Origin of the sequence: Ruminococcus sp. zg-924 (assembly GCF_024433635.1) — a bacterium.
Taxonomy (GTDB): Bacteria; Bacillota; Clostridia; order Oscillospirales; family Acutalibacteraceae; genus UBA7067.
Map to the genome: position 1 here is coordinate 1 of NZ_WNJZ01000014.1, position 22,374 is coordinate 22,374.

Annotated in this window: 23 protein-coding genes and 3 tRNA genes; 7 read left to right on the top strand and 19 right to left on the bottom strand. The window is 42.7% G+C overall.

All coding sequences use genetic code 11. The features are described 5' to 3' along the window. The coding region (locus tag GMA13_RS07635; protein WP_255883785.1) for an IS3 family transposase at positions 1-92 on the top strand (92 nt) is incomplete at its 5' end. Positions 93-130: 38 nt separating this feature from the next. Here the strand turns inward: GMA13_RS07635 and GMA13_RS07640 are convergent. The 13 genes from GMA13_RS07640 to GMA13_RS07700 all read right to left on the bottom strand — a co-directional run bounded on the left by GMA13_RS07640 (position 131) and on the right by GMA13_RS07700 (position 12,016). Beyond that, the gene (locus GMA13_RS07640; protein ID WP_255883776.1) at positions 131-676 is read right to left on the bottom strand and encodes a Gx transporter family protein; all 546 of its coding nucleotides are present in this window, start codon (positions 674-676) and stop codon (positions 131-133) included. Further along, entirely contained in the window at positions 660-1,049 is a 390-nt protein-coding gene (locus GMA13_RS07645; protein WP_255883774.1) for a NusG domain II-containing protein, read from the bottom strand. The genes GMA13_RS07640 and GMA13_RS07645 overlap by 17 nt, the downstream gene beginning before the upstream one ends. A 365-nt stretch (positions 1,050-1,414) precedes the next feature. Continuing rightward, the gene (locus GMA13_RS07650) at positions 1,415-2,038 is read right to left on the bottom strand and encodes a V-type ATP synthase subunit D (RefSeq protein ID WP_255883772.1); all 624 of its coding nucleotides are present in this window, start codon (positions 2,036-2,038) and stop codon (positions 1,415-1,417) included. A gap of 27 nt (positions 2,039-2,065) precedes the next feature. Continuing rightward, positions 2,066-3,463 (bottom strand): V-type ATP synthase subunit B, encoded by a 1,398-nt coding sequence (locus GMA13_RS07655; RefSeq protein WP_255883770.1) that lies wholly within the window; start codon positions 3,461-3,463, stop codon positions 2,066-2,068. Positions 3,464-3,484: 21 nt separating this feature from the next. Next, positions 3,485-5,248, bottom strand: a complete 1,764-nt coding sequence (locus tag GMA13_RS07660; RefSeq protein ID WP_255883769.1) for a V-type ATP synthase subunit A — start codon at positions 5,246-5,248, stop codon at positions 3,485-3,487. Between the two features lie 47 nt (positions 5,249-5,295). After that, complete coding sequence (locus tag GMA13_RS07665) at positions 5,296-5,895, bottom strand: V-type ATP synthase subunit E (RefSeq protein WP_255883767.1); 600 nt, start codon at positions 5,893-5,895, stop codon at positions 5,296-5,298. 46 nt (positions 5,896-5,941) lie between these two features. Continuing rightward, positions 5,942-6,250, bottom strand: a complete 309-nt coding sequence (locus GMA13_RS07670; protein ID WP_255883766.1) for a V-type ATP synthase subunit F — start codon at positions 6,248-6,250, stop codon at positions 5,942-5,944. A 42-nt stretch (positions 6,251-6,292) separates the two neighbouring features. Beyond that, complete coding sequence (locus GMA13_RS07675; RefSeq protein ID WP_255883765.1) at positions 6,293-6,712, bottom strand: ATP synthase subunit C; 420 nt, start codon at positions 6,710-6,712, stop codon at positions 6,293-6,295. Positions 6,713-6,772: 60 nt separating this feature from the next. Further along, positions 6,773-8,704, bottom strand: coding sequence for a V-type ATP synthase subunit I (locus tag GMA13_RS07680; protein ID WP_255883763.1), 1,932 nt, complete (start codon positions 8,702-8,704; stop codon positions 6,773-6,775). 17 nt (positions 8,705-8,721) lie between these two features. Further along, entirely contained in the window at positions 8,722-9,765 is a 1,044-nt protein-coding gene (locus GMA13_RS07685; protein WP_255883762.1) for a V-type ATPase subunit, read from the bottom strand. 40 nt (positions 9,766-9,805) lie between these two features. After that, positions 9,806-10,117, bottom strand: a complete 312-nt coding sequence (locus tag GMA13_RS07690; RefSeq protein ID WP_255883760.1) for a hypothetical protein — start codon at positions 10,115-10,117, stop codon at positions 9,806-9,808. 250 nt (positions 10,118-10,367) lie between these two features. Then, positions 10,368-11,726 carry a PFL family protein gene (locus tag GMA13_RS07695; protein ID WP_255883758.1) on the bottom strand — a complete coding sequence of 453 codons (1,359 nt, stop codon included), beginning with the start codon at positions 11,724-11,726 and terminating at the stop codon, positions 10,368-10,370. 20 nt (positions 11,727-11,746) lie between these two features. After that, on the bottom strand, positions 11,747-12,016 hold the full coding sequence (locus GMA13_RS07700; protein WP_255883756.1) for an ACT domain-containing protein: 270 nt from the start codon (positions 12,014-12,016) through the stop codon (positions 11,747-11,749). Positions 12,017-12,393: 377 nt separating this feature from the next. Between GMA13_RS07700 and GMA13_RS07705 the strand changes: the two genes are divergently transcribed. The 3 genes from GMA13_RS07705 to ruvX are packed head-to-tail and all read left to right on the top strand — an operon-like array spanning position 12,394 to position 14,434. Beyond that, a complete protein-coding gene (locus GMA13_RS07705; protein WP_255883754.1) occupies positions 12,394-13,230 on the top strand; it encodes a histidinol-phosphatase HisJ family protein in 837 nt (278 codons plus the stop codon). A gap of 60 nt (positions 13,231-13,290) precedes the next feature. Continuing rightward, the gene (locus GMA13_RS07710; RefSeq protein WP_255883753.1) at positions 13,291-13,995 is read left to right on the top strand and encodes a DUF421 domain-containing protein; all 705 of its coding nucleotides are present in this window, start codon (positions 13,291-13,293) and stop codon (positions 13,993-13,995) included. A gap of 16 nt (positions 13,996-14,011) precedes the next feature. Then, a complete protein-coding gene (gene ruvX, locus GMA13_RS07715; protein ID WP_255883751.1) occupies positions 14,012-14,434 on the top strand; it encodes a Holliday junction resolvase RuvX in 423 nt (140 codons plus the stop codon). Positions 14,435-14,582: 148 nt separating this feature from the next. On the opposite strand, the gene GMA13_RS07720 is transcribed toward ruvX, so the two are convergent. From GMA13_RS07720 to GMA13_RS07740, 5 genes are all read right to left on the bottom strand, one after another. Then, positions 14,583-14,675, bottom strand: a tRNA-Ser gene (locus GMA13_RS07720). 168 nt (positions 14,676-14,843) lie between these two features. Next, positions 14,844-15,509: a flavin reductase gene (locus tag GMA13_RS07725; protein ID WP_255883749.1), complete on the bottom strand. Its 666-nt coding sequence runs from the start codon at positions 15,507-15,509 to the stop codon at positions 14,844-14,846. 156 nt (positions 15,510-15,665) lie between these two features. After that, positions 15,666-15,887, bottom strand: coding sequence for a DUF896 domain-containing protein (locus tag GMA13_RS07730; RefSeq protein ID WP_255883747.1), 222 nt, complete (start codon positions 15,885-15,887; stop codon positions 15,666-15,668). Between the two features lie 116 nt (positions 15,888-16,003). Then, positions 16,004-16,079: transfer RNA gene (locus GMA13_RS07735), tRNA-Ala, on the bottom strand. An 83-nt stretch (positions 16,080-16,162) separates the two neighbouring features. Continuing rightward, positions 16,163-16,954, bottom strand: a complete 792-nt coding sequence (locus tag GMA13_RS07740) for an esterase family protein (RefSeq protein ID WP_255883746.1) — start codon at positions 16,952-16,954, stop codon at positions 16,163-16,165. Positions 16,955-17,108: 154 nt separating this feature from the next. On the opposite strand from GMA13_RS07740, the gene GMA13_RS07745 reads away from it, so the two are divergent. The 3 genes from GMA13_RS07745 (at position 17,109) to GMA13_RS07755 (ending at position 20,948) form a co-directional block, all read left to right on the top strand. Beyond that, positions 17,109-17,185 (top strand) — tRNA-Ile (locus GMA13_RS07745). A gap of 354 nt (positions 17,186-17,539) precedes the next feature. After that, positions 17,540-19,696: an RNA polymerase sigma factor gene (locus tag GMA13_RS07750; RefSeq protein WP_255883744.1), complete on the top strand. Its 2,157-nt coding sequence runs from the start codon at positions 17,540-17,542 to the stop codon at positions 19,694-19,696. 262 nt (positions 19,697-19,958) lie between these two features. Further along, positions 19,959-20,948 (top strand): leucine-rich repeat protein, encoded by a 990-nt coding sequence (locus GMA13_RS07755; protein ID WP_255883742.1) that lies wholly within the window; start codon positions 19,959-19,961, stop codon positions 20,946-20,948. 178 nt (positions 20,949-21,126) lie between these two features. Here the strand turns inward: GMA13_RS07755 and GMA13_RS07760 are convergent, their stop codons facing one another. Then, on the bottom strand, positions 21,127-22,323 hold the full coding sequence (locus GMA13_RS07760; RefSeq protein ID WP_255883740.1) for a nucleotidyltransferase family protein: 1,197 nt from the start codon (positions 22,321-22,323) through the stop codon (positions 21,127-21,129). Positions 22,324-22,374: the final 51 nt, after the last annotated feature.

Below are 22,374 nucleotides of genomic sequence, written 5' to 3' on the forward strand. Positions count from 1 at the left end.
AGAAATACATCGATTACTACAACAATGAACGAATTGTATCAAAACTGAAAATGAGCCCGGTACAATACCGAACTCATTCTCAAGTAATTTAATATTTAATTTTGTCTAAACTTTGGGGTTCACTTCACTTTTATAAAACCGTCCTGCTCTTTATCTTCAACGCCTTACTAAGCGGCGGAATAATTATCCCTGCGGCTGTTCCGGTAAGCGCTCCTGTCACAATCGACAGCAAAAGGTAAAGCCACACAAACGAGAAAACTCGGATATCCGACATAAGCAATGCCGCAACGGCAAGCTGCGCTGTATTATGTGCCGCTGCGCTTGCAACAGAAACGCCTACAAAGCCGAAATGCCTGCAACGAAAAAGCAAAAGCATAACGCAAAGGCTCACAAGGCCTCCTGAAAGGCTCATAAGGCCCGCAGTAACACCTCTTGTCACAAAAATAAACATAGCCTTCACAATCACAACCAAAAACGCACCGCCGGAGCCTGTTACGGGTATTGCGATTATTACTGCAAGATTTGCAAGACCCAAGCGGCATCCGGGCACAAGGAACACGGGTGCAGGCAGCATTGATTCAAGCATTGAAAGTACAACTGCAACAGCGCACAAAAGTGCACAGCGTGTTATAAAATAGGCTTTGCTGTTGTTCATCTCGTCACCCCACTGCCGCATCAATATTTTCCGAACCACCCGTAAGCGATACAGAAATTTTACCCGGCAGGCAGATTATACTCTGCCCTGCTGCGCTTATTTTACCTGTCTTTTCGCAAAGCTTATCAGGGCAACCGGCATTTTTTACTCTTACGCCGTCATGCTCAACCACAAGGGTAAGTCTTATATCGTTTTCGCCTACAATTTCGTACTCACCGACTTTATCAAGCGAATACTCTGCATAAACTCTGCCGCCAAGCTTTACGGATACATTTTCATGAGAGGTTTTATTATTGACAATAAACAGTATGGAAACAAGAGCAAGCAATGCGACAAAGAGTATTATGATTATATCCGACGTGGCAAACACAGGCGTTTTATCAAACTTTTTCAAATGCTCTCACCCCATTGGCAATGTCGTCCGTTTACTGAATTGCAGTGACTTTTGCCTGTGGCAAAGTCAGTAACATTACCTCTATTTAGAATTTAAGTTTATCACATATGGATAGAAAAGACAAGAAGCGAACAGCAATCAACAGCCGCCTTTGGTTAGCTCAAAAGCGGCTTGCCCGACATTGGCATAACACATTTGAGTGCTGTAAAAGATAAAAACGAAAACCAACGCTTGAAACGCTGTATCAAATCTGCGTTGCGCTTGATTTGAAGATAAGGAAGATTGTAGCTATAATTGAGAAAAGAATTTGAAAATTCGGCAAAAAAATATTTCCGGCGGGTAAACGTCGGAAATATATAATTTTATTATTTGTCCTGCTGTGATTTTTGCCTTTTGATTACCTTAAGGCGAGAAAACTCTTCTCTTTCCTTTTCCTCAAGCGCATCGGTAATAAACTTAACTGCCGCTTCAAACTTTGGTATCATAATATTTTTCAGTGCATTTGCACGTTTTTGGGTTTTCTTAATTGAGTCGGCAAGTCTGTAAACACTGTTCTCAACCTCGGCAAGCTCTGTTGTGAACACCTTAACCTCGTTGAACTTAAGGTATGCGTCGTCAAGCGGTGAGCTTGTGTTGAAAAGGCCATAATGCAAACCGGGTTTACTTTCCTCCTGCATTGATACTATTGGAATTTCAACGCCCATAACGCTGCGGTACGAAAGCTTAAGACTATTCTCAAGCGGAACACTGCGTGCAATTTCATCGCAAAAGCCGGAGAGAATGTTAGCTCTCTGTAAGGCAAGGTAGGCTTCACTGTAAGCATCGTCTATCTTGCCCTGTATTTCATTAGCCCTGTCAATCAGGGTCATCATTTCACGAATAAGAATATTGCGTTTTTTATCGAGCAACTCATAACCCATTTTTGCAAGTGCAAGGGTCTTTTTCGTACTCATTAAATTACCCTTTGTTGCAGTAACCTGTGAACCCACAATATTCACCACCTTAGATTAAGATATTTATTGCTTAAAGTCCTCCGGTGAGGTTTCATTATAATACTCGTCGAGAATAGCGTCGTCAACACGGTCAAGCTCTGCTCTTGGAAGTGTGCCGAGCAGCTTCCAGCCTAAGTCAAGGCTTTCATCAATTGAACGGTTGGTTGAAAATCCCTGATTTACAAAATATGTTTCAAACAATTTACCAAACTGCATATACTTTTTATCAGTAGGCGACAGTTCTTCCTCACCTATAACAGAAGCAAGGCTTCGTGCGTCATTCACCTTTGCGACAGAAGCGAAAAGCTGGTTCTGAAGCGCCGGATGGTCTGCTCTTGTAAAGCCTTCGCCGATGCCGTCCTTCATAAGACGTGAAAGTGACGGCAGAACAGAAACAGGCGGATAAAGCCCCTGACCCTGCAATGCTCTGTCGAGAACTATCTGACCCTCTGTAATATATCCTGTAAGGTCAGGTATCGGGTGAGTAATATCATCGTTTGGCATTGTAAGAATAGGAATTTGGGTTACAGAACCGGTTGAACCTTTAACCATTCCCGCACGCTCATATAAAGATGCAAGGTCGGAATAGAGATAACCCGGATAGCCCTTTCTGCCCGGAATCTCGCCCTTTGATGAGCTGAACTCACGCAAAGCCTCAGCGTATGAGGTGATGTCTGTCATAATAACGAGAACGTGCATATTAAGAGTAAATGCGAGGTACTCGGCTGCTGTAAGCGCACAGCGAGGAGTAAGGGTTCTCTCGATGATAGGGTCGTTTGAAAGGTTTAAAAACATTACAACCCTCTGCAAAACTCCGCTTTCCTCAAAGCTGCGGCGGAAGTAATCCGCTACGTCATTCTTTACACCCATTGCGGCAAATACAACGCAGAAGCCCTGTCCCGCTTCATCGGCAATCTTTGCCTGACGTACTATCTGAACCGCAAGCTCATTGTGACTCATACCTGAGCCTGAGAATATAGGAAGCTTCTGACCTCTGATAAGTGTCATAAGCGTGTCTATTGTTGAAATACCGGTGTTTATATAATTCTGCGGATAAACTCTTGAAACAGGGTTTATAGGCGTGCCGTTTATGTCTGCCTTTTTATCGGGAAAAATATCACCAAGCCCATCAATCGGTCTGCCCACACCGTCAAACACTCTGCCGATAATCTCAGGCGAGAGTGCAATTTCCATTGGGTGACCGGTAAGTCTTGTTCTTGTGTTTTCAAGTGAAAGCCCTCTTGTGCCTTCAAAAACCTGCACAACAATGCGCTGACCGTCCATCTGAACAATTCTTCCCTGACGTCGTGTGCCGTTGTCAAGACGAATTTCTACAATCTCATCAAAGGACGCATCCTGAACGCCGTCTATAACTATAAGAGAGCCATTGATTTCCTTTACGCCAACATAATCTATAATCAATTCAAAAACCTTCTTTCTCTCTTAAGCCTGTGCTGCCTGTGCAAGCTTCTCTCTGATTTCAGCTCTGTACTGATCAAACATTTCAAGCTTGTTGTTAGGTATATCGTACTTCATCTTTGTCAGCTTATCGAAAAGTCCTGTTTCAAGCACTCTTGAAATAGGAATTCCAGCGCCAACAAGATGCTTTGCCTTTTTGTGCAGATAGAGAATAGTCTTCATCATCTGCTTCTGCTTTTCAAGCGGAACGTATGTGTCCTCCGGATGGAAGGCGTTCTGCTGCAAAAAGCCAACTCTGATTACACGGCAGGTTTCGATAACAAGCTTTTGATCATCCGGCAGAACATCTGAGCCGATAAGCTTAACAATCTCCATAAGCGAGCTTTCCTCCTGAAGGAGTGCGCTTATTCTTCCCCTGTATTTTATAAAGTCCTCACCCACATTTTTTACAAACCATGGGTCAAGGTCTGTGAAGTATTCACTGTAGCTTGAAAGCCAGTTGATAGCCGGATAATGTCTTGAATAAGCCAAATCCTTGTCAAGCGCCCAGAAGCAACGTGTGAAACGCTTTGTATTCTGCGTTACAGGCTCACTCATATCACCGCCCTGTGGTGATACGGCACCTATCATTGTTACAGAACCTTGTGCTCCGCAAAGTGTATCTGCAAGGCATGCTCTTTCGTAGAACTCAGAAAGTCTTGACGGAAGATAAGCCGGGAAGCCTTCCTCGGCAGGCATTTCCTCAAGACGTCCGCTGATTTCACGCAGAGCCTCTGCCCAACGTGAGGTTGAGTCTGCCATAATAGCACAGTTGTAACCCATATCACGATAATACTCGGCAAGTGTAACACCTGTGTAAATTGAAGCCTCACGAGCCGCAACAGGCATATTGGATGTATTTGCTATAAGCACTGTTCTGTCTGTCATAGGTCTGTTTGACTTCGGGTCAATAAGCTCCGAGAACTCCTGCAAAACCTGACTCATTTCGTTGCCACGCTCACCGCAGCCTACATATATAATAATATCTGCGTCACACCATTTTGCAAGCTGATGCTGAGTCATTGTTTTACCTGTGCCGAAGCCGCCCGGTATTGCTGCTGTGCCGCCCTTTGCTATTGGGAACAGCGTGTCGATAACTCTCTGACCTGTTACAAGCGGAATAGATGCGGACAATCTGTTTTTAACGGGACGTGGGGTACGGATAGGCCACTTTTGGCAGAGCGTAAGCTCCATTTCCTTACCGTTTTCGTCCTTTACAGTTACTATTGTATCGTGAAGGGTATATTCGCCGTCCGGTTTAACGCTTATTACCTCGCACTCCTTAACAAGAGGAGGAACAAGCAGACGGTGCTCAATTATCGGTGTTTCGGGGAGTGTTGCGTAAATTTGTCCGCCAAAGAGCTTGTCGCCCGGCTTAACCTTTATTGTAACATTCCACTTTTTATTAGGGTCAAGCGAAGGTACGCTTGCACCTCTTGAAATAAATGCACCCGAGCTTTTTTCAATTTCCGACAACGGTCTTTCAATGCCGTCAAATATGTTGTCTATTATTCCGGGACCGAGAGTTACGTTCATTGGCGCACCTGTGCCAACTATCGGGTCACCCGGCTTTAAGCCCGAGGTTTCCTCATAAACCTGTACGGTTGTGGTGTTGTCTGTTATTCCGATGATTTCGCCGACAAGCCTTTCCTCGCCGACATAAACCATTTCCATCATCGAAAAGTCCTTGGCATTTTTCACGGTAACAACAGGGCCGTTAATGCCGTATATTACATTCTTATTTGCCATCAAATTCAACCTCCGCCACATCAAAATTTGTTCACCGGGAACAAGGGCTAAATCTTAAGGTTGGAGTTTTGCAAGAACCAGCCCTTTTGGTTTTCAAGCTTTGTATCGAGGGTAAAATCAACAACAATGCCTCTGTTACCGCACTGTGCCTTGAAACCACCGATTATAATGTCTGAAGCAGCGGTAAAGCTGCAATTATTTCCAAATATAGTTGAAAGCTCACCCTCAAGCGCCATATCGTCGCTTTTGAGATAAACGGTGAGTTCCTCGCTGCCAAAGAAGTCGGCAGCCTGCTGAGCATCGTTTTTGAGAGCAGCCTTATATTCGGCTGTTTTTGTGTAATCCAAAAGCTTATCCTTGGACTTTTCAAAAATTTCTCTCACCATTTCTTCACGTCTTTTATACAGTGCACGCTTGCCTTCGTCTTCCTTTTTGGCGAGCTCGCCTGCAATACCGGCACGCATTGATGCCATTTCTCTTTGAATTAACGCATGAGCATCTCTTATGCCCTCGTCCTCAGCCTTCTTAAGCTCCTCAGCCTTAAATTTTTCAACCTCTGAACGAATCATATGTTTCTGCTCGTCAGCAAATTTTTGTATAGCGTTTAAGAAGTTACCTGTTTTTGTATCAGGCGACATACTAACCATTCCTCTCCGAATAGTTTTGAGTAATAATCTTGTAAGAGGCAAGGGGTTAAAGCTTAACCCCTATTGCCTCCTGAACATATCTTGTGATTGAGTCCTTTGTTCTTCCATTACCGTGACGGTCGGGAATTTCAACAATCAAAGGACGCTGCCTGTTAAGCTTTAAATCATAAATAAGCTCCGGACAAAGGGAAACAAGCCGTTCTGTCATCAATATAACGGCAACGTCCTCCATCTCCATTGCCTCGGTCAAAGCCTTGCGAACCTCGTCATCACTGTGGATAACAATGCCGTCAATGCCTGCAAGGCGCATACCGATTTGAGTATCTACATTGTCACTGATTAAGTAAAAACGCATTTATCTCACCAAAGCTTTCGTCTAATTCCGCTGCGAAGCGAATTAAGCAAAGAGAATAAGGATTGAAATAAGTACACCGTAAATAGCGATACCTTCTGCAAGAGCAACGAAGATAAGAGCCTTACCGAACGCCTTAGGATCCTCTGAAGTTGCGCCGATAGCAGCAGGAGCAGCACCGCAAACAGCAATACCGCCGCCTATACCGGAAAGGCCTGTAACAAGACCAGCGCCGATATACTGCAAGCCCTTGTAGCTTGCTTCGGCTGCGGCAGCAGCGTCATTGCCGGCAGCCGAGGCTGCAACCGGGAAAGCAACGCAAAGCACAAGCATAGCTGCAAAAGATAAGAGCTGTCTTAATACAGCGCTCTTTCTGCTACGACGGTGCTTGATAACCGAACGGTATGACATATACATTGAGATAATCAAGAAAAGTACCGGTAAAGTAAGAAGTATTAACTGCATAATAAATTCCTCCTGAAATTAAAATATTCTGCTCCGCTTTGCGGAGTTGTTGACATTTTATTATTTTTTATTCAGCCTTACAGGGTTAAAGGCTCTGCCGCCGCCGATGTAGTAGCGGCTGAACAGCTCGTAATATTCAAGCCTTAATACCTGAATTGTAACAAGAGTTGCCTCAAGCACAATAACAAAGGCATTGCCGAATACCACCATAATTATATACGGTATTGAACCAGGCTCGCCGAGCAACCCTGCAAGCGTAAAGAATACAAGCATCATTCCGGCGTGAACAAGTGCAAAGGTGCCGATACGCAGATATGACATTGTGTTTGTAACGTAGCTTAAAAGCGTTTCAAACAGCTCAAAGAAGCTCTGCACCAAATACTCGCCCCATTTTTCGGGCTTCCAATTTTTCTCGCCGTTTACAAGCTTTGTGAACATCTCGTTGAGATAGATAAAGATAAGCGGCACAACTATTAGGAACAGAACATACCAAATGTTCATAACGGGTATTCCAAACAGTGTGCAAAGTAAACCCGCAACAAGCGATGCGTAAAAGATTATTCCGCAGATTCCGCTCGGATGGAAAATTGCCCGTCCGAAATCACGCCGTTTTAACGACGAATAGACATTTAAAAGCATTGCAACTAACACAAGGAAAACACCTATTCCGGCGGCGACTACAACAAGCATTGTTGCGCTTTCAAGCACAGGTACAGGCTTGCCGCTTAGTCCGATTGCGTGATACAGCGGATCCAGAACATCTTCAAAGCCGAATACCGAGCCATATACAAATCCGAACAGCGTTGCCGACACTCCGCACGGCATCAGGATTTTTCCTATATCCATCTTCTTTAGCTTCCACATCAGATAGCCTGCTATAATAAGGACTATACCTTGCCCCACATCACCGAACATTATGCCGAACAGTATTGTGAAAGTGAGCGACACAAAGAAGGTCGGGTCAGGCTCGTTATAGCACGGCAGACCGTACATATCAACGAAATATTCATACGGCTTTGATAATAAGTTATTTTTAAGCTTTATCGGCGGCGAGTGCTTTAGCTCGTCCTTGCCGTCCGTAAGAGAACACTCTATACTGTCAATGCTCTCAAGCTTTGATACAAGTTCATCTGCACAGCTTGAGGGAACCCAGCCGACAAGAATAAAGCTTTTGTGGTAATACATTGCATTTTTCTTGATACTTGAATAAAGCTCAAGCTCCGAAATTTTGCTGAAATATCGGTTTATATCTGTTTTGTTATACTTGTAGTAGCTGTCAAGCTTGCTTTGGGCAACATCAAGATCTTTAAGCAGTGCGTCAAGGTGCGACCCCAGAATTTTCATACTCTGTTCGGGAGTTCCGTGGAAACCGTCTATATCGCAATGCTCAAAATACAAACCCGAGAAAATCCTGTCTATATCCTCTCTCTTGTCAATCGGAGTAACATAAACACCCCAATAGTGCGTTTCATCCTCTGTACAAATAAAGAACGATATATACGGATCATCCCTGTAATTTTCAAGCTTTTTGTAGCTGTCATGCGGCAATCTGCCGAAATTTGCCTTAATGAATTCGCAAGAGAAAATTTTGTCGAAATCCATATCCATTCCAACAAAATGAGATGCTTCTTCAATGCTGCGCTTGCATTGATCAATCCTTTGGTTTAATTCAGCCTTATCTGCAATGAGCCTTTCAAGCTCATGACTCATAGCTTCTATTCTGTCGAGCACCTGCTCGTTGCTGTCCAAAACATCGCTTACATCCACTATGTCCGGCTCAATACCGGCAAAACTTAGAGTTTCAGTAAACTCCGACAGCGGATCGGTGTAAGGGTTTTTGTCAGTTACAGGCATAAAGCCCCTTGTATCGGAATAGAAATTCAGCGGGTCATCAGGTTGAAACTGCCCGGAACTTCCGCAGATGTCGATAACCTTTTCCAGCTCCGACCTCAGACCGATTATACCAATTGATTTTATTGGAGAAACAGCCATCTGGTTACCTCCTTAAATTATTGATATATCAAAAGTTTTTTTATTGTATCAGGGTCAACCTTGTATCGTACACCCTCGATAATATTGATAATGTTAGTAAGCTCGGTTTGGACAAGGCTGAAGTAGCTCATCATTACAACAGTCGGCACGGTTGAAAACCGTATCTGCCGCTTTGCATAGCTGAAATCACCTCGTCTGTCAATCTCACCGGCGTAGCTATATTCCATTTTAGCAATTCTTTTGCCTATGCTCGACTGAGCAGCCGCTGCGAAAAGCTCCTTGGGCGAGGTTGCTTCGCACATTTGCCTCAGCACTGCTTCTCTTATAGAGCCGTGCGGCAAAAGCTGCGCTCTGATTTCCTCAGGTTCAAGGTGGTAATACTTCTGAAGTCTCAACACTCTGACAAAATTCATCAAATCAATATGAGTTGTAAAAAGCTCCGTAAGTCCTCTTTTTTCTTCGCCTTTTGTGTGGTTATTGATGATTTCAAAGAGCCGGTTGTATAAATCAGAGTAAAGTGCATTTTCAATTGCAGGAACATTAAGCTCACCGTTGTTTGTCGGGCGAAACGGCTCAAGCAGCTTTTTGTATCTTGTCTTTTCAACAGCCGCTAAAAATTCGCTGTAATTTCTCGCCTTCGCCATAGCCTGCAAGTCTATCTTGGTATGGGCGCTAAACTGCAAAGGCAAATCAAAAACATATCTTTCCGTATTACCGGAGCCTAAGAGCATTACAAAATGTGAAAGCTGCTCAACCTCCGCCCTATTTATAAGAAACTGTGAAAAAGACTCGCCTGTTGCTATTTCGTAATGTGACACTGAGGCATAATCATGAATAAGCTGCTGTTTAAGCACAGCCTCAAGCTGACCCCTGTGTACGTCACGCTCGTTCATATTATTGAGCAACGACGAATAGCTTGTGTGGGTCTTAAGGTAAGACATAACCTCGCCAACGCTTGAACATGCAAGCAGGGTCTGATAGTCCTTTTCCTTAAGTCGCCTGCCGTATTTGCATCTTGCCTTTGCTATAATAGCATTTGCTGCATATTTTGTAAAAATCATTGCTCAGGCTCCCTTCTTAAAAATATGCATAAGCTTAAGCTTACGAGTTGATTACAGCAGTAACAATGCCATCAACCCATTTATCACAATTTTCCGAGAAGGTTTTTTCAAGTCTTTCAAGAGATTCCTTTTGTTTGAGCTTAAACTTTTCAAGCTCTTCGTCCGCCGCCTTGCGTTCCGTAATTTCGTTTTTGGCGATACGCTTTCTCGCTTTTTCGATATAGTTGTTGTAAACGTCCTCCTTAGCCTTGGCTATGTCTGCCTCAGAGTTGACCTTTTCCCGGTTAGCCTCCTCAGTAAGCTCACGTGCCTTTTCGTCCATTTCAACAATCTTTGCAAGCATATCCTCCATATGAACACCTCCGTACGGGATTAAATAAATAAATGCGAGGAACGCAGTCCTCGCATTTCGTCATTGAAACGTAAAGATAACAACAGCAAAAACTATACATATTAATATGTATATGTGTTAGCGTTGTCGCTATTATAGCACTCAGAAAGAATTTTTTCAAGGTATATTTAGCATATCTTAAAAAATTTTTAAACTTTATTTACATAGAACAAATGAATGTGTGTATGCACATTAAGTTTTTACAAAACAATCAGTTTTTAAGGCTCTGCAGCGGAGCAGGAATTCTGCCGCCTCTTGAAATAAATTTTGCAGGTGAGGCTGTGTTAAGCTCCATAACGGGGCCACCGCCCAAAAGTCCGCCAAACTCAAGCCAATCTCCTGCTTTTTTGCCGATAGCAGGGATAACTCTTACAGCAGTTGTCTTGGAATTTACCATACCGATTGCCGCCTCGTCTGCGATAATAGCAGAGATAACCTCGGCTGTTGTGTCGCCTGGAATATTTATCATATCAAGACCTACCGAACATACAGCCGTCATAGCCTCAAGCTTTGTTAGTGTAAGGCAGCCGCTCTTTGCAGCCGAAATCATACCTGCGTCCTCTGTTACGGGAATAAACGCACCGGAAAGACCGCCAACGTGTGAAGAAGCCATTACACCGCCCTTCTTAACCGCATCGTTAAGCAGAGCAAGAGCCGCTGTTGTTCCGTGTGCGCCGCACTGCTCAAGACCCATTTCCTCAAGGATATGGGCAACGCTGTCGCCAACAGCCGGAGTAGGAGCAAGCGATAAATCTACAATGCCAAACGGAACGCAAAGACGCTTTGAAGCCTCCTGAGCTACAAGCTGACCTGTTCTTGTAATCTTGAACGCTGTCTTTTTGATAAGATTTGCAACCTCTGTAATATCACAGTCGCCGCACTTTGACAAAACTGCACGCACAACGCCCGGTCCTGATACGCCAACGTTAATCTCGCAGTCAGGCTCGCCGGGACCATGGAAGGCACCCGCCATAAACGGGTTATCCTCGGGTGCATTACAGAAAACAACAAGCTTTGCAGCTCCAATGCACTCTCTGTCCTTTGTCAGCTCGGCTGTTTCTTTAACAACTCTGCCCATTTTTGCAACGGCGTCCATATTAATGCCCGCCTTTGTGCTGCCTATATTAACAGACGAGCAAACGTGCTCTGTTTCGGCAAGCGCACGGGGAATACTCTCAATAAGACCATAATCGCCCTTTGCAAAGCCCTTTTGCACAAGTGCAGAGTAACCGCCGATAAAGTTTACGCCGACTGTCTGAGCGGCTTTTTCAAGAGCATGGGCAAACTTAACAGGGTCGCTTGTAGGACAAGCGGCAGCAAGCATTGCAACCGGGGTTACAGAAATACGCTTATTGATAATCGGAATACCGTACTCCTTTGAAATGTCCTCGCCCGTTTTTACAAGGTCCTTGGCATAGCGGCAGATTTTGTCATACACCTTATCGCAAGCCTTATCAATATTCTCATCAACGCAATCGAGCAGCGAAATACCCATTGTAATTGTTCTTACGTCAAGGTTTTCGTTGTCAATCATATTGATTGTTTCAAGTATATCATGTGTATTAATCATATAAATAATGCCTCCAAAAATTAAATCCTGTGCATTGAGTTGAAGATGTCTTCATGCATAATGTGAATCTTAAGTCCCATCTCATCACCCAAAGAGGAAAGGCTGTCAGCCAGTTTGTCAAACGGAATGCTCGACTTGTCGATGTCAACAAGCATTATCATTGCAAACATATCCTGCAATACGGACTGAGTTACCTCCTGAATATTAACGCCGTAATCAGCGCAGGCACATGACACCTTTGCAAGGATTCCTACTGTGTCCTTGCCGATAACAGTAATAAACGCACGCATATAAATTTCCTCCTGAATTATAGTTTTACATCTTATTATCTTATTTTTCGCTCCGCCTGTCAATAGCGCAGGCGGATTTTGTAAAATAAGTAAATTTTTATTGGTCTGATACGAAAAAACTGAATAAAGAATAGAAAATCCTTGAAAAAGAATCGGCAAGAGGATATAATTTTATAAAATGTCATATCACCATATAAGGCAATGTCATCAAATAAGCGACGTTATAATGCAATTTTAGACCTAACTTACAGCATTTGAAATATTTGCTTTGCAAATATGAATTTTGCCTTTTGGCAATGTAATGGCGGGTTTTACCCAAACACAGATTAAATTATATTTCTTATGTTTACAACATTACAAAATAAGGAGGCGGGCCAATGAAAAACAGAATTATCGTTGACAGCCATACACACAGCAATAATTCCTTTGACGCAGAAAACAGCGTTTCGGAAATGCTTAACAGAGCAAATGAAATAGGGCTTGACTATCTAACGATAACCGACCATTTCGAGTCTGCGTTCTATTTTGAGCCGGACGATGAGTTCGGCGATTTAAGGGTTCTTTTACCGCAATCTGTAAATGACGTAAAAAATCAGCAGAAAATCAATACGGGCAAAACAGAGCTTTTATGTGGAATAGAGCTTGGTGAACCGCTGCACAATATAAAGGCAACCGATGAGGTGCTCGGTCTTACAAACTTTGACTTTGTGCTGTGCTCAACGCATAATCTTAGAGATATGGGAGATTTCTTTTGGCTTGACTATAAGAGCAACGAGATACCATCGCTTATAAAAAAATATTTCCGTGAGCTTTGTGAATGTGTGCAGTGGGGCGGTTTTGACAGTCTTGCACACATTACATACCCTATGAGATATATTTGCGACAGGAGCAAAATTGCGGTTAACTTCTCTGACTACAAAAATGAGATTGACGAGTTACTCTCGCTGCTTGCAGAAAGAGACAAGGCGCTTGAATTTAACACCTGCCGCAACTGTGAGCTGTCGCTGAAAACAATAGACAGCTGCCGAGATATACCGTATTTAAAGCGTTATAAGGAGCTTTGCGGCAGATATGTTACTCTTGGCAGTGACGCACACAAAATTCAAGACCTCGGAAAGGGAATTGACGGGGCAATTGATATTTTATGTGAGCTTGGGTACAGTGAAATTACGGTATTCAAACAAAGAAAACCAATGCTTATCCCGATAAAATAAACTTGATTTCTTTATGCATATTTTCCCCATTCTTACAAACAATGAATATGGGTGAAATTTATGGAATTAATTAAAATCGCACTTGCCTCTCTCGCATCGCTTGCCGCACTGTTTATCCTGACAAAATTTATGGGCAACCGTCAGATATCACAGCTGACAATGTTTGACTATATCAACGGAATAACCATAGGCTCTATTGCCGCCGAAATGGCAACCTCTCTTGAGGATGACATATTAAAACCGCTTACTGCTATGGTAATTTATACTGTTGTAGTTGTGCTGATTTCTTTGGCTTCGTCAAAATGGTCAGGAGTAAAGCGTTTCTTCGGCGGACGTTCTCTTGTCATAATGAGCAACGGCAAAATCTTCAAAAACAACCTTAAGAAAGCAAAGCTTGATTTGAATGAATTTTTGATTCAGTGCAGAGTAAACGGCTATTTCAACCTTGATGATATTGAAACCGCCGTATTTGAAAGCAACGGCAGAATTACATTTCTGCCAAAAGCCTGCAAGCGTCCTGTCCGTCCTGAGGATGTTCATTTGTTTCCAAATAAGGCCGGCTATTACGCAACTATTATTTCCGACGGTGAGGTATTATTCAAGAATCTTCACGCCGCAGGTAAAAACGAGATTTGGCTTAAAAAAGAGCTTAAGCGCTTAGGCTACAACAAATATTCAGAGGTTTTCTACGCCGCAAGCGACGGAATTGAGCTTATGGCTTACGGATATGACCAAACGGAAAACCAAAACGATATATTTCAATAATTTTACGAGGTGCAAAATGATTATAATGTCAGTTGACTTGGGACTTGCAAGAACAGGTCTTGCTGTATGCGATAAAACCGAGCTTCTCTCCTCACCGCTGTGTGTGATTGAGGAGCGTGACTTGGATATATTAGCGGATAAAGTTGCTTTGAAATCGCAGGAGTGCCGAGCCGAACTGATAGTTGTGGGACTGCCGAAAAATATGGACGGCAGCGAAGGAGAATCGGCACAAAGAGCGAGGGAATTTGCAAAAGCCCTGTCGGTAAAGACGGGGCTAAAGTGCGATATGCAGGACGAAAGAGGCACAACAATAACGGCGCACAATTACCTGAACATTACTGACACAAGAGGCAAAAAGCGCAAGAGCGTTATAGACAGCGTTGCGGCAACAATAATACTTGAGGATTATCTGGCATACCGAAAAAACCACCGTACATAATCTTCACGTGAAAAAACTCATTTTAAACAACTGCGAGTGATCCGTATAAACCGTAAATTACGCATTGTTTCCATGTATTGAAGTGATTTTAAGCAAAAAGTAAACCGCATAGACAAGCTCTTAAAAACAGCTTATCTATGCGGCATTTTGGCGGAGAGACGGGGATTCGAACCCCGGGTACGGTTATTACCGTACACATGATTTCCAATCATGCTCCTTCGGCCAGCTCGGACATCTCTCCAATTATTAATTTTCTGCGCTCACAAGCACTTTGGTATTATACAATATTCGCTGTAAAAAATCAAGTAAAATTTTAGAATTTACAAAAAATTGCCGTAAAAATCCGAAAGCACTGTGGCTCTCGGATTTTTACTTTTATCTAATTTATCAAATAATCAAATTGTGGGAATTATCCCTCAATTTTAAACTCCTTCTTAGACACGCCGCAAATTGGACACTTCCAATCGTCCGGAAGCTGGTCAAACGGTATCTTCTGCTCTGAGTCCTTATATTCAAAGCGGCAAATCGGACAAACATATTTCAGCTGCGGGCTGTTATCTGTCTTTGCATCACTGTCCTGATATGTCGGAGCATTTTTCGGCGCTCTGCCCTTAATAACACGGTGGTAATAATCATAGGTCATCGGAACGCCAGCGACGTTATCACTTCCTGCTTTAACCTCAGCAATAAAGACAGTGTGGGTCAGGGTTTCAACAGTATTTACGACCTTGCACAAAAACCAACAGCAAATATTTTCACGCAATACCGGCACATTCTCACGCAGTAGCTTGTAATTTACATTAGCAAGCTTGTCCGCATTTCTGCCGGAATTAAAGCCGAGAGCACCGATAACCGTTCCGGAGGTATCCTCAGACAAAACGGATACCGAGAACTTTCCGGTTGCTTTAATGCGTTCGTTTGAGTAATTTTCGTGATTCACACTCACAGCAATCATCATAGGCGAGGAAGTTATCTGAATAACAGTGTTCGCAATGCAGGCTGACGGGCGGTTTTCGCCCTCAACTCCGATAGCATACATACCGTATGACAGGGTTTGAAATATTTTCGGATTCATGATTCAACACCTCTTGAGCCTTTGTGCAGCTTAGATTTATCAAAGCTGTGCAAATAGTATAACATATTTTAGCTTTGCTATGCAATAGCTTTTTATATATTATATTACAAAAAAGCCAAAACAGTTGTCGAATTTTTGTATTATGTCAGCAAAATTTTACTTGTCATCTTTATTTTTTTTGAAGCTTGTCAGCGGAACCACCTTTCCGTCCGGCATAACAGCGTCAGTGTTTTCAAGCTGTGAGCGCAGGCTTGACTTCATCTCGTCAATATATAGCCTGTAAAGCTTCTTTTGCTCTGATTGCTCCTCCTCGGTAAGTCCGACTGTCTTTTTCTTTTTAGCAAGCTCGTTTATTCTTTTCAACGATGCGTCATCCATATTAATTCTCCTTTTAATCAATATTGCTCATATAAAAAACTTATATACCGCTGCATATTTCACAAATCTTGATAGGTATTTATTTCATTGAAAAAAGCGCCCTGCGGCGCTTTTTCTGGTGGAGACGGAGAGGATTGAACTCTTGACCTCTGCGTTGCGAACGCAGCGCTCTCCCAGCTGAGCTACGCCCCCACAGCTTAATTTACATTTTATCACAATATAGACAGCAATTCAACAAAAATGTCGAAAAACAAATTAAGCCGTTAAACACGTTATTATTCACCAAAGGCTCGACTCAAAAACGTGTGCAAAAAATCTGGAAAGATTTCTCTCCACGCATTTTCGTTATGTTCATTTTCCGTAAGCACAACCTCGTTGAGCTTATCATACGGATAATTAAGCTCAATTAGCAAATCATACAACATTTCAACGCTTTCAAATATCATCTGCTCCTCCTCACCGACAGCACCGCTGTAAATATAGATATACGGCGATTCTTCAGTAAGCTTTAGCGCAAGATATCTTTCCCAGTCCTGCCTTGAATAGAGTAAAAATGCAGGAGAAAGTGCGCCGACAGCAGAAAAAAGGTCGCTGTGCTCCATTCCCTCAAAAAATGCCTGGAGTCCCCCCGATGAACAGCCACAAACAGCATTGAAGCGCTTATCACAGCTTACAGGAAAATTGGACTGAACATATGGCATAACTGTGTTTATCAAAAAGCTGTCAAAGCCTTCGCCCTCAGGCTTGAATATTTCGTTTAAAAGCTCTGTGTGAAGTACAGTCCCTATGCTGTCCGGCGTAAGCTCGCTGTCACGGTAGATATTTCCGTTGTCTATTCCGACAATAGCAGCACCCGTAATTCCGCATTTTACCTTGTTTTCAACCGCACCAATAACATCTAAGCAGCCGTACACAGTTGCGTTATTGTCAAAAAGATTCTGACCGTCTGTCATATAAATTACAGGTAAAACATCACCGTCATTATGCTGAGGAACATACACCCATATTTTTCTCTCGCCCCTGCCTTGATACGGCAGCATAGCTTCAGTTAAAATTGCATTTACCATTACTTATCACCCAATTTAATTAAAGCACAAAAAGGAAGTATATGCAATAAGGAAATAAGCTTTTAGACTGAAAAAGAAAATATTAAATTTTTGCTGTAAAATTGTTGACATTATAACAGGAGTTTGATATAATGTTATGGCAACAAAACGACAAGGACCATTAGCTCAGTTGGTTAGAGCAACCGGCTCATAACCGGTCGGTCCGGGGTTCGAGTCCCTGATGGTCCACCAGAAAAGCCGATGCATACGCATCGGCTTTTTTCAATGAAAAACGCTCTCGGAATTTGAAAAATTCACCATATAATATGTATTAACTTACGTTACGAAATACAAGTTGGCGTATTTGGGCTTGCTCTGTTTCACTTTTTCCTTCTTTCACGGCATTATGTAAAATTCTCGCAATATATAAACACTTATACATATATTAGTATAATAATCCTTGCCTGAATTGAACACAAAACCTCGGATTTTATCGACTTGTTTGGTGAAGTATATGAATTGTTTTCTGTGATTTAATATGGTAAAATAAATCTATTCGATTATATTCTAAACATAGTCGGAAATATACGAAACCGGAGAAATAATATGATTGCTAATTCAACACAGCTTGTTCAGGCTGCTCAGCGTGGCGACACAAAAGCCGTAAGCAGCCTATACAAGCAAAGCTTCAAGTCGGCATACCTTACCGCAAAGTCAATTGTTCAAAATCAAGCCGACGCCGATTCGCTTGTAAAGGAAAGCTACCTTCAGGCATTTTACAACATTAACACAATTCCCGATGTAAGCGCCTTTGACAAATGGTTCAACACAATTGTTGACAAAAAAGCGAAAGAATACTTACTCAAAACCAACTCTAACATCTTTCCTCAAAGCATAAGTTCGGCGGCCTCATCCTGGAGCGACGAGTCTGCACCTAAGCTTTCTGTTACTCCTAACCTTGCCACTGCTGCTATGAACACAATTTACGCACTGCCGGCAAACCAAAAACTCATACTTATTATGTATTACAACCAGGGGCTTAACACCGCTGAAATTGCCGACACACTTTCAATCTCAGTTGACGAGGTAAAGGGCACTCTCTACAATGCAAGGCAGGCTATTGAGCAAGATTTATCTGTAATTACACCGCCGAACATACCTGTTTCGTCAGTCATTTACTCATCCTTTGTTCAGGCATCAAACACCTGTATTGCTCCCAAGGAACAGGTTAAGGATATTATAAACACATTAACAGGCGGCAGCGTTGCTGTTCCCCCTGTTGCTCCTAATCCTACTCCCGTTCAGAATCCTACTCCCGCTCAGCCTAATATGCAGAGTGTTCAGCCGAACATACAGCACGATACGGTTAACAACGGTATGTCTCCGGACGCCGCTGCCGTAAAAAGCGGAATCTCAAAAGGAGCAAAGCTTGCTTTAATTATTGGCGGTGCGGCTGCTCTGGTTATTGCGGTAATAGTTATTATACTCGTTATTATGTTCTCCAACCAGAAAAACGGTGAGGTTATTGCAACACAGCCTACAGCAATAGCGGAAACACTGCCGGAAGAAGAAACCGAAGCAGAAACACAGGCACAGGAGGATTCAAATGTTTCAAGCAATGAAATATTTGACAGCAGTTATGCACTTCCGTCTGACTACGAGCTGAATTTGGCAAGCTTTGACAAGAAGAACGGATTTGATTCAGGCTTAGGTCTTGACGAGGTTGATACAATCAAGGAATTCGAGAAGCTGCCGGAGATAAAGGATATTGTAGATGACAAGGATTCTTATGTATCATACAATGTTGAGCAAAACAATATCTTCTTAACCCGACGTATATTTAACAGTTACATAGACGACGGCGTTTCCTATTCTGTTTTCATTAGCACAGATGAAAAAGGCAACAAAGCTCCTACAAGCCTTAGTATGATATTCAATTCACTCTCCGATGACGTGGATTTATCCGTTTTACGTTCAACTGCAAAGAAGCTTTTAGAGCTTACAAAGCTTGATTCAACGGCTATTGATGCCCTGCTTTATTCAGACAGAGAGGACTCCGATTCAATAACAGCGTCAAACGATCTTGGAAGCTACTATCTCCTCAACGAGATTGACGAGGACGAACTGAACATAAGCATTTACTTCTATCCGGAATATTCAAGCGACACACCGGAGGGAATTAAGCCGAAATACTTTGAAGACGATTTTTCAAAATATTATGACTTAAACAAGGTGTTCAACAACTCAGATGTTGACTTTAACGACGATTTATCAAAGCAGGGACTTTCAAAGCTCAGCTCTGTTGACTACGCTAAGAAGATTTCAAACGAGAATTACTATCCGACAGTATCCTACACAAAGGATCAAAACGGTAAGCTCAAAGAGGTTAGCTTATACGCATCAGACAGTTTTACATTCGACTCGGATAACGCAAAACTTGACAGCGCAGATGTAACCGTATCCTACTTAGATAGCACATTGACCGGTACAACCGGAGATATTACGCTGAAATACAGCTACACCTCTTTTGACAAAAGCATACTTAGCGACTGTGCAAAGCTTGCCGCTGAGCAGCTTAAGTTCTTTGACAAGGATATATCCGTAAGTGAAAAAGACCTTACGCTCTCAAATTCAGATGACAGCAAAGACCTTGACGTTAAAACTAAACTTAGCAAGGACGGCAAGGCAGAGCTTGAAATACTCGATGACGGTGAAAGTATAAGCTACACACTCTCATGGGATTCAGAGGATTCAGAGGATTAATAATTTAATACGCATAATATGCAATTTTAAAAGCCATACCCACAGCCTTAGGTATGGCTTTTAGTCTAACTGAGAAATTCTGAGAAATTCATGGCAACTCCTGTTGTCTTGATAGGATATTTATTTAAGCTTATTATACCATTTATTTAAATTTTTACAGAATTATTATCTTTATTGAAATTTAATCTATTGACTTTTTCTTATAAGGATATTAAAGTTATCTTATTATGATATTTTATTTCGCTAACAGGAGGATAAGACAATGAAAAACACAAGAAAATATAAGTCAAGAATCACTTCATCGTTTAAAGCCATAGTGTCGTTTGCGCTTGCTTTTGCGCTGATGCTCAGTCTTGCGGTGTTCCCAACTGCGGCGGCAGAAAACTTTGGTGATTATAAATACGAAATTTATGACGATACGGTTATAATAACAGACTACACAGGCAGTGATGCTGAGATTACAATTCCGAGCGAGATTGGCGGAAAAAGTGTTACAAGCATTGGTGATTATGCATTTGATAGCTGCGACTCTCTGCAAAGCGTAACCATCCCGAACAGCGTTACAAGTATTGGTGCTTATGCATTTTGTAATTCCCTTGAGTTGACAAGCATAACAATTCCTGACGGCGTTATAAGCATTGGCGAATCGGCATTTTCCTTATGCTTCGCCCTGCAAAGCATAACCATCCCGAACAGCGTTACAAGCATTGGTGATGGTGCATTTGAATACTGCCACTCCCTGCAAAGCGTAACCATTCCGGACAGCGTTACAAGTATTGGTGCTTGGACATTTTATAATTGCAATGATTTGACAAGTGTAACAATTCCCGACAGCGTTACAAGCATTGGCGATTCGGCATTTGAAGACTGCACCTCCCTGAAAAGCATAACCATCCCGAACAGCGTTACAAGTATTGGTGCTTGGGCATTTGGGTATTATTTTGTTCCTGACTCTGGTGATTTAAAATTTGACGACTTCACAATCTACGGATACGCTGACACAGCCGCAGAAGACTACGCAATCAACAATGGTTTTAAATTTGTTTCTCTCACATTACCCGATGTCCCCGGCGATGTTACAGGCGACGGCAAAGTAACGCTTACCGACTCGATTAACATTCAAAAGGCTGCGCTTCAAATTAAAGAGCTTACGGGTCAGGCGCTTATTAATGCTGATTTGAACAAGGACGGCAAAGTAAGCGTAATTGACGCAATTAAGGCGCAGATTGTTGCACTGCAAATGGCTGTGTAATATCCGGATTACTTAACAAATTCCTTGCAATGAATAACTAAAAGGCAACAGCCGTTCATCGGTTAAAAGATGGGCGGCTGTTGCCTTTTATAAGTATTGGTAAGAATTTGCCGGAAAAGTTATCATCCTTAAGTCACCTGCGGTGACAGCTCCCTTCAGAGTAAGCCCCGGTGTTCTGTTAAAAATTACGTCCGGCAATTATTGCTCCCTGCAACAGCTCTTGGCCCATAGCCTTTCCGCAGGCAAGACTGCGGATATCTGCGGCAAGAATGTCCTTTTCAAAAAACTCTGCGGCTTTACCGTCAAGCAGTTTTTTGTAGTGCGCAGGCTTTGTTATAATCGGCAATGCACATTTTTTCTTCATAAGCTTAAGCACCTGTGTACCGTTTGAATTAAAACCTAAAACACGGATATACGGCGGCATAGCAGACTGCATTTCATGACTGATACCGAGCACCAGTGAGCAGAGCACCCTGCGGATTCTCGGTGCGGAATAGCGTCGGCAGACCGCCTTGCTAATAAGCTCGTCAATGCTTTTTGAGCCTTTGAGCGACTGTTTAAGCCTGTTTTCAAGTCCTTCGGATACCTCCGGTAGACTTGACAATTCGCTTAGGCTTGCACTGCGCAGAGAATACATCAAAATCCTTTCAAGGCTGTTCATATTGGCAACATCGCCTGAATCCGCTGCGTTTTCAATAATTGGGATTGAATTTTTGGGAATATAGTTTCGCACAAAGTCAGGCTCGCCTATTTTTTCACGCAGCATTGAAGCCGAGGCAAATGCACCGCTTGCGGCATTGCTGTCATGCTCTGCTCCTGTGCGGCTGATTGTTTCAGCCTTAACATCGGCATTTTGCAGTATAATCTCCTTAACGTACTCAACGGCAAGCAGGTTATTTGGTGAGGATAGTATTTTGCCGCACTCATCCCCTGCTGTTTGCGTTACGGATTTCTGAACAGCAGCGGCGTATGACGGCATATTATTCACGTCTTGCGAAAGAGCTGTCTTGAATTTTTCTGACAGCATAGCCTTGGCACAGTCACTTATCAGCTTAATATTGCCGCACTCACTGCCGAAAAAAACACTGTCGGCAACACCCATTGATTTTATTATTGATACTCCTCCCCTTGCAAACACAGGAGCCGCCGCACACGCCCACACAGCAGGAAGCTCAAGCACCAAATCAACGCCGTTTAAAATTGCCGCCTTCGCCCTGTCAAGCTTGTTAAGCGCAGCACACTCTCCCCTTTGCACAAAGCTTCCGCTCATAACAGCAACAATGTGGGTTGCACCGTTTTGTCGCTGCTTTTCAATTAAATATCTGTGTCCGTTATGAAAAGGATTAAATTCGCTTATCACACAACTTATTTTCATACATAATCACCGTAATTTCATACATTTTTTACAAACAACGATATAAAAAGG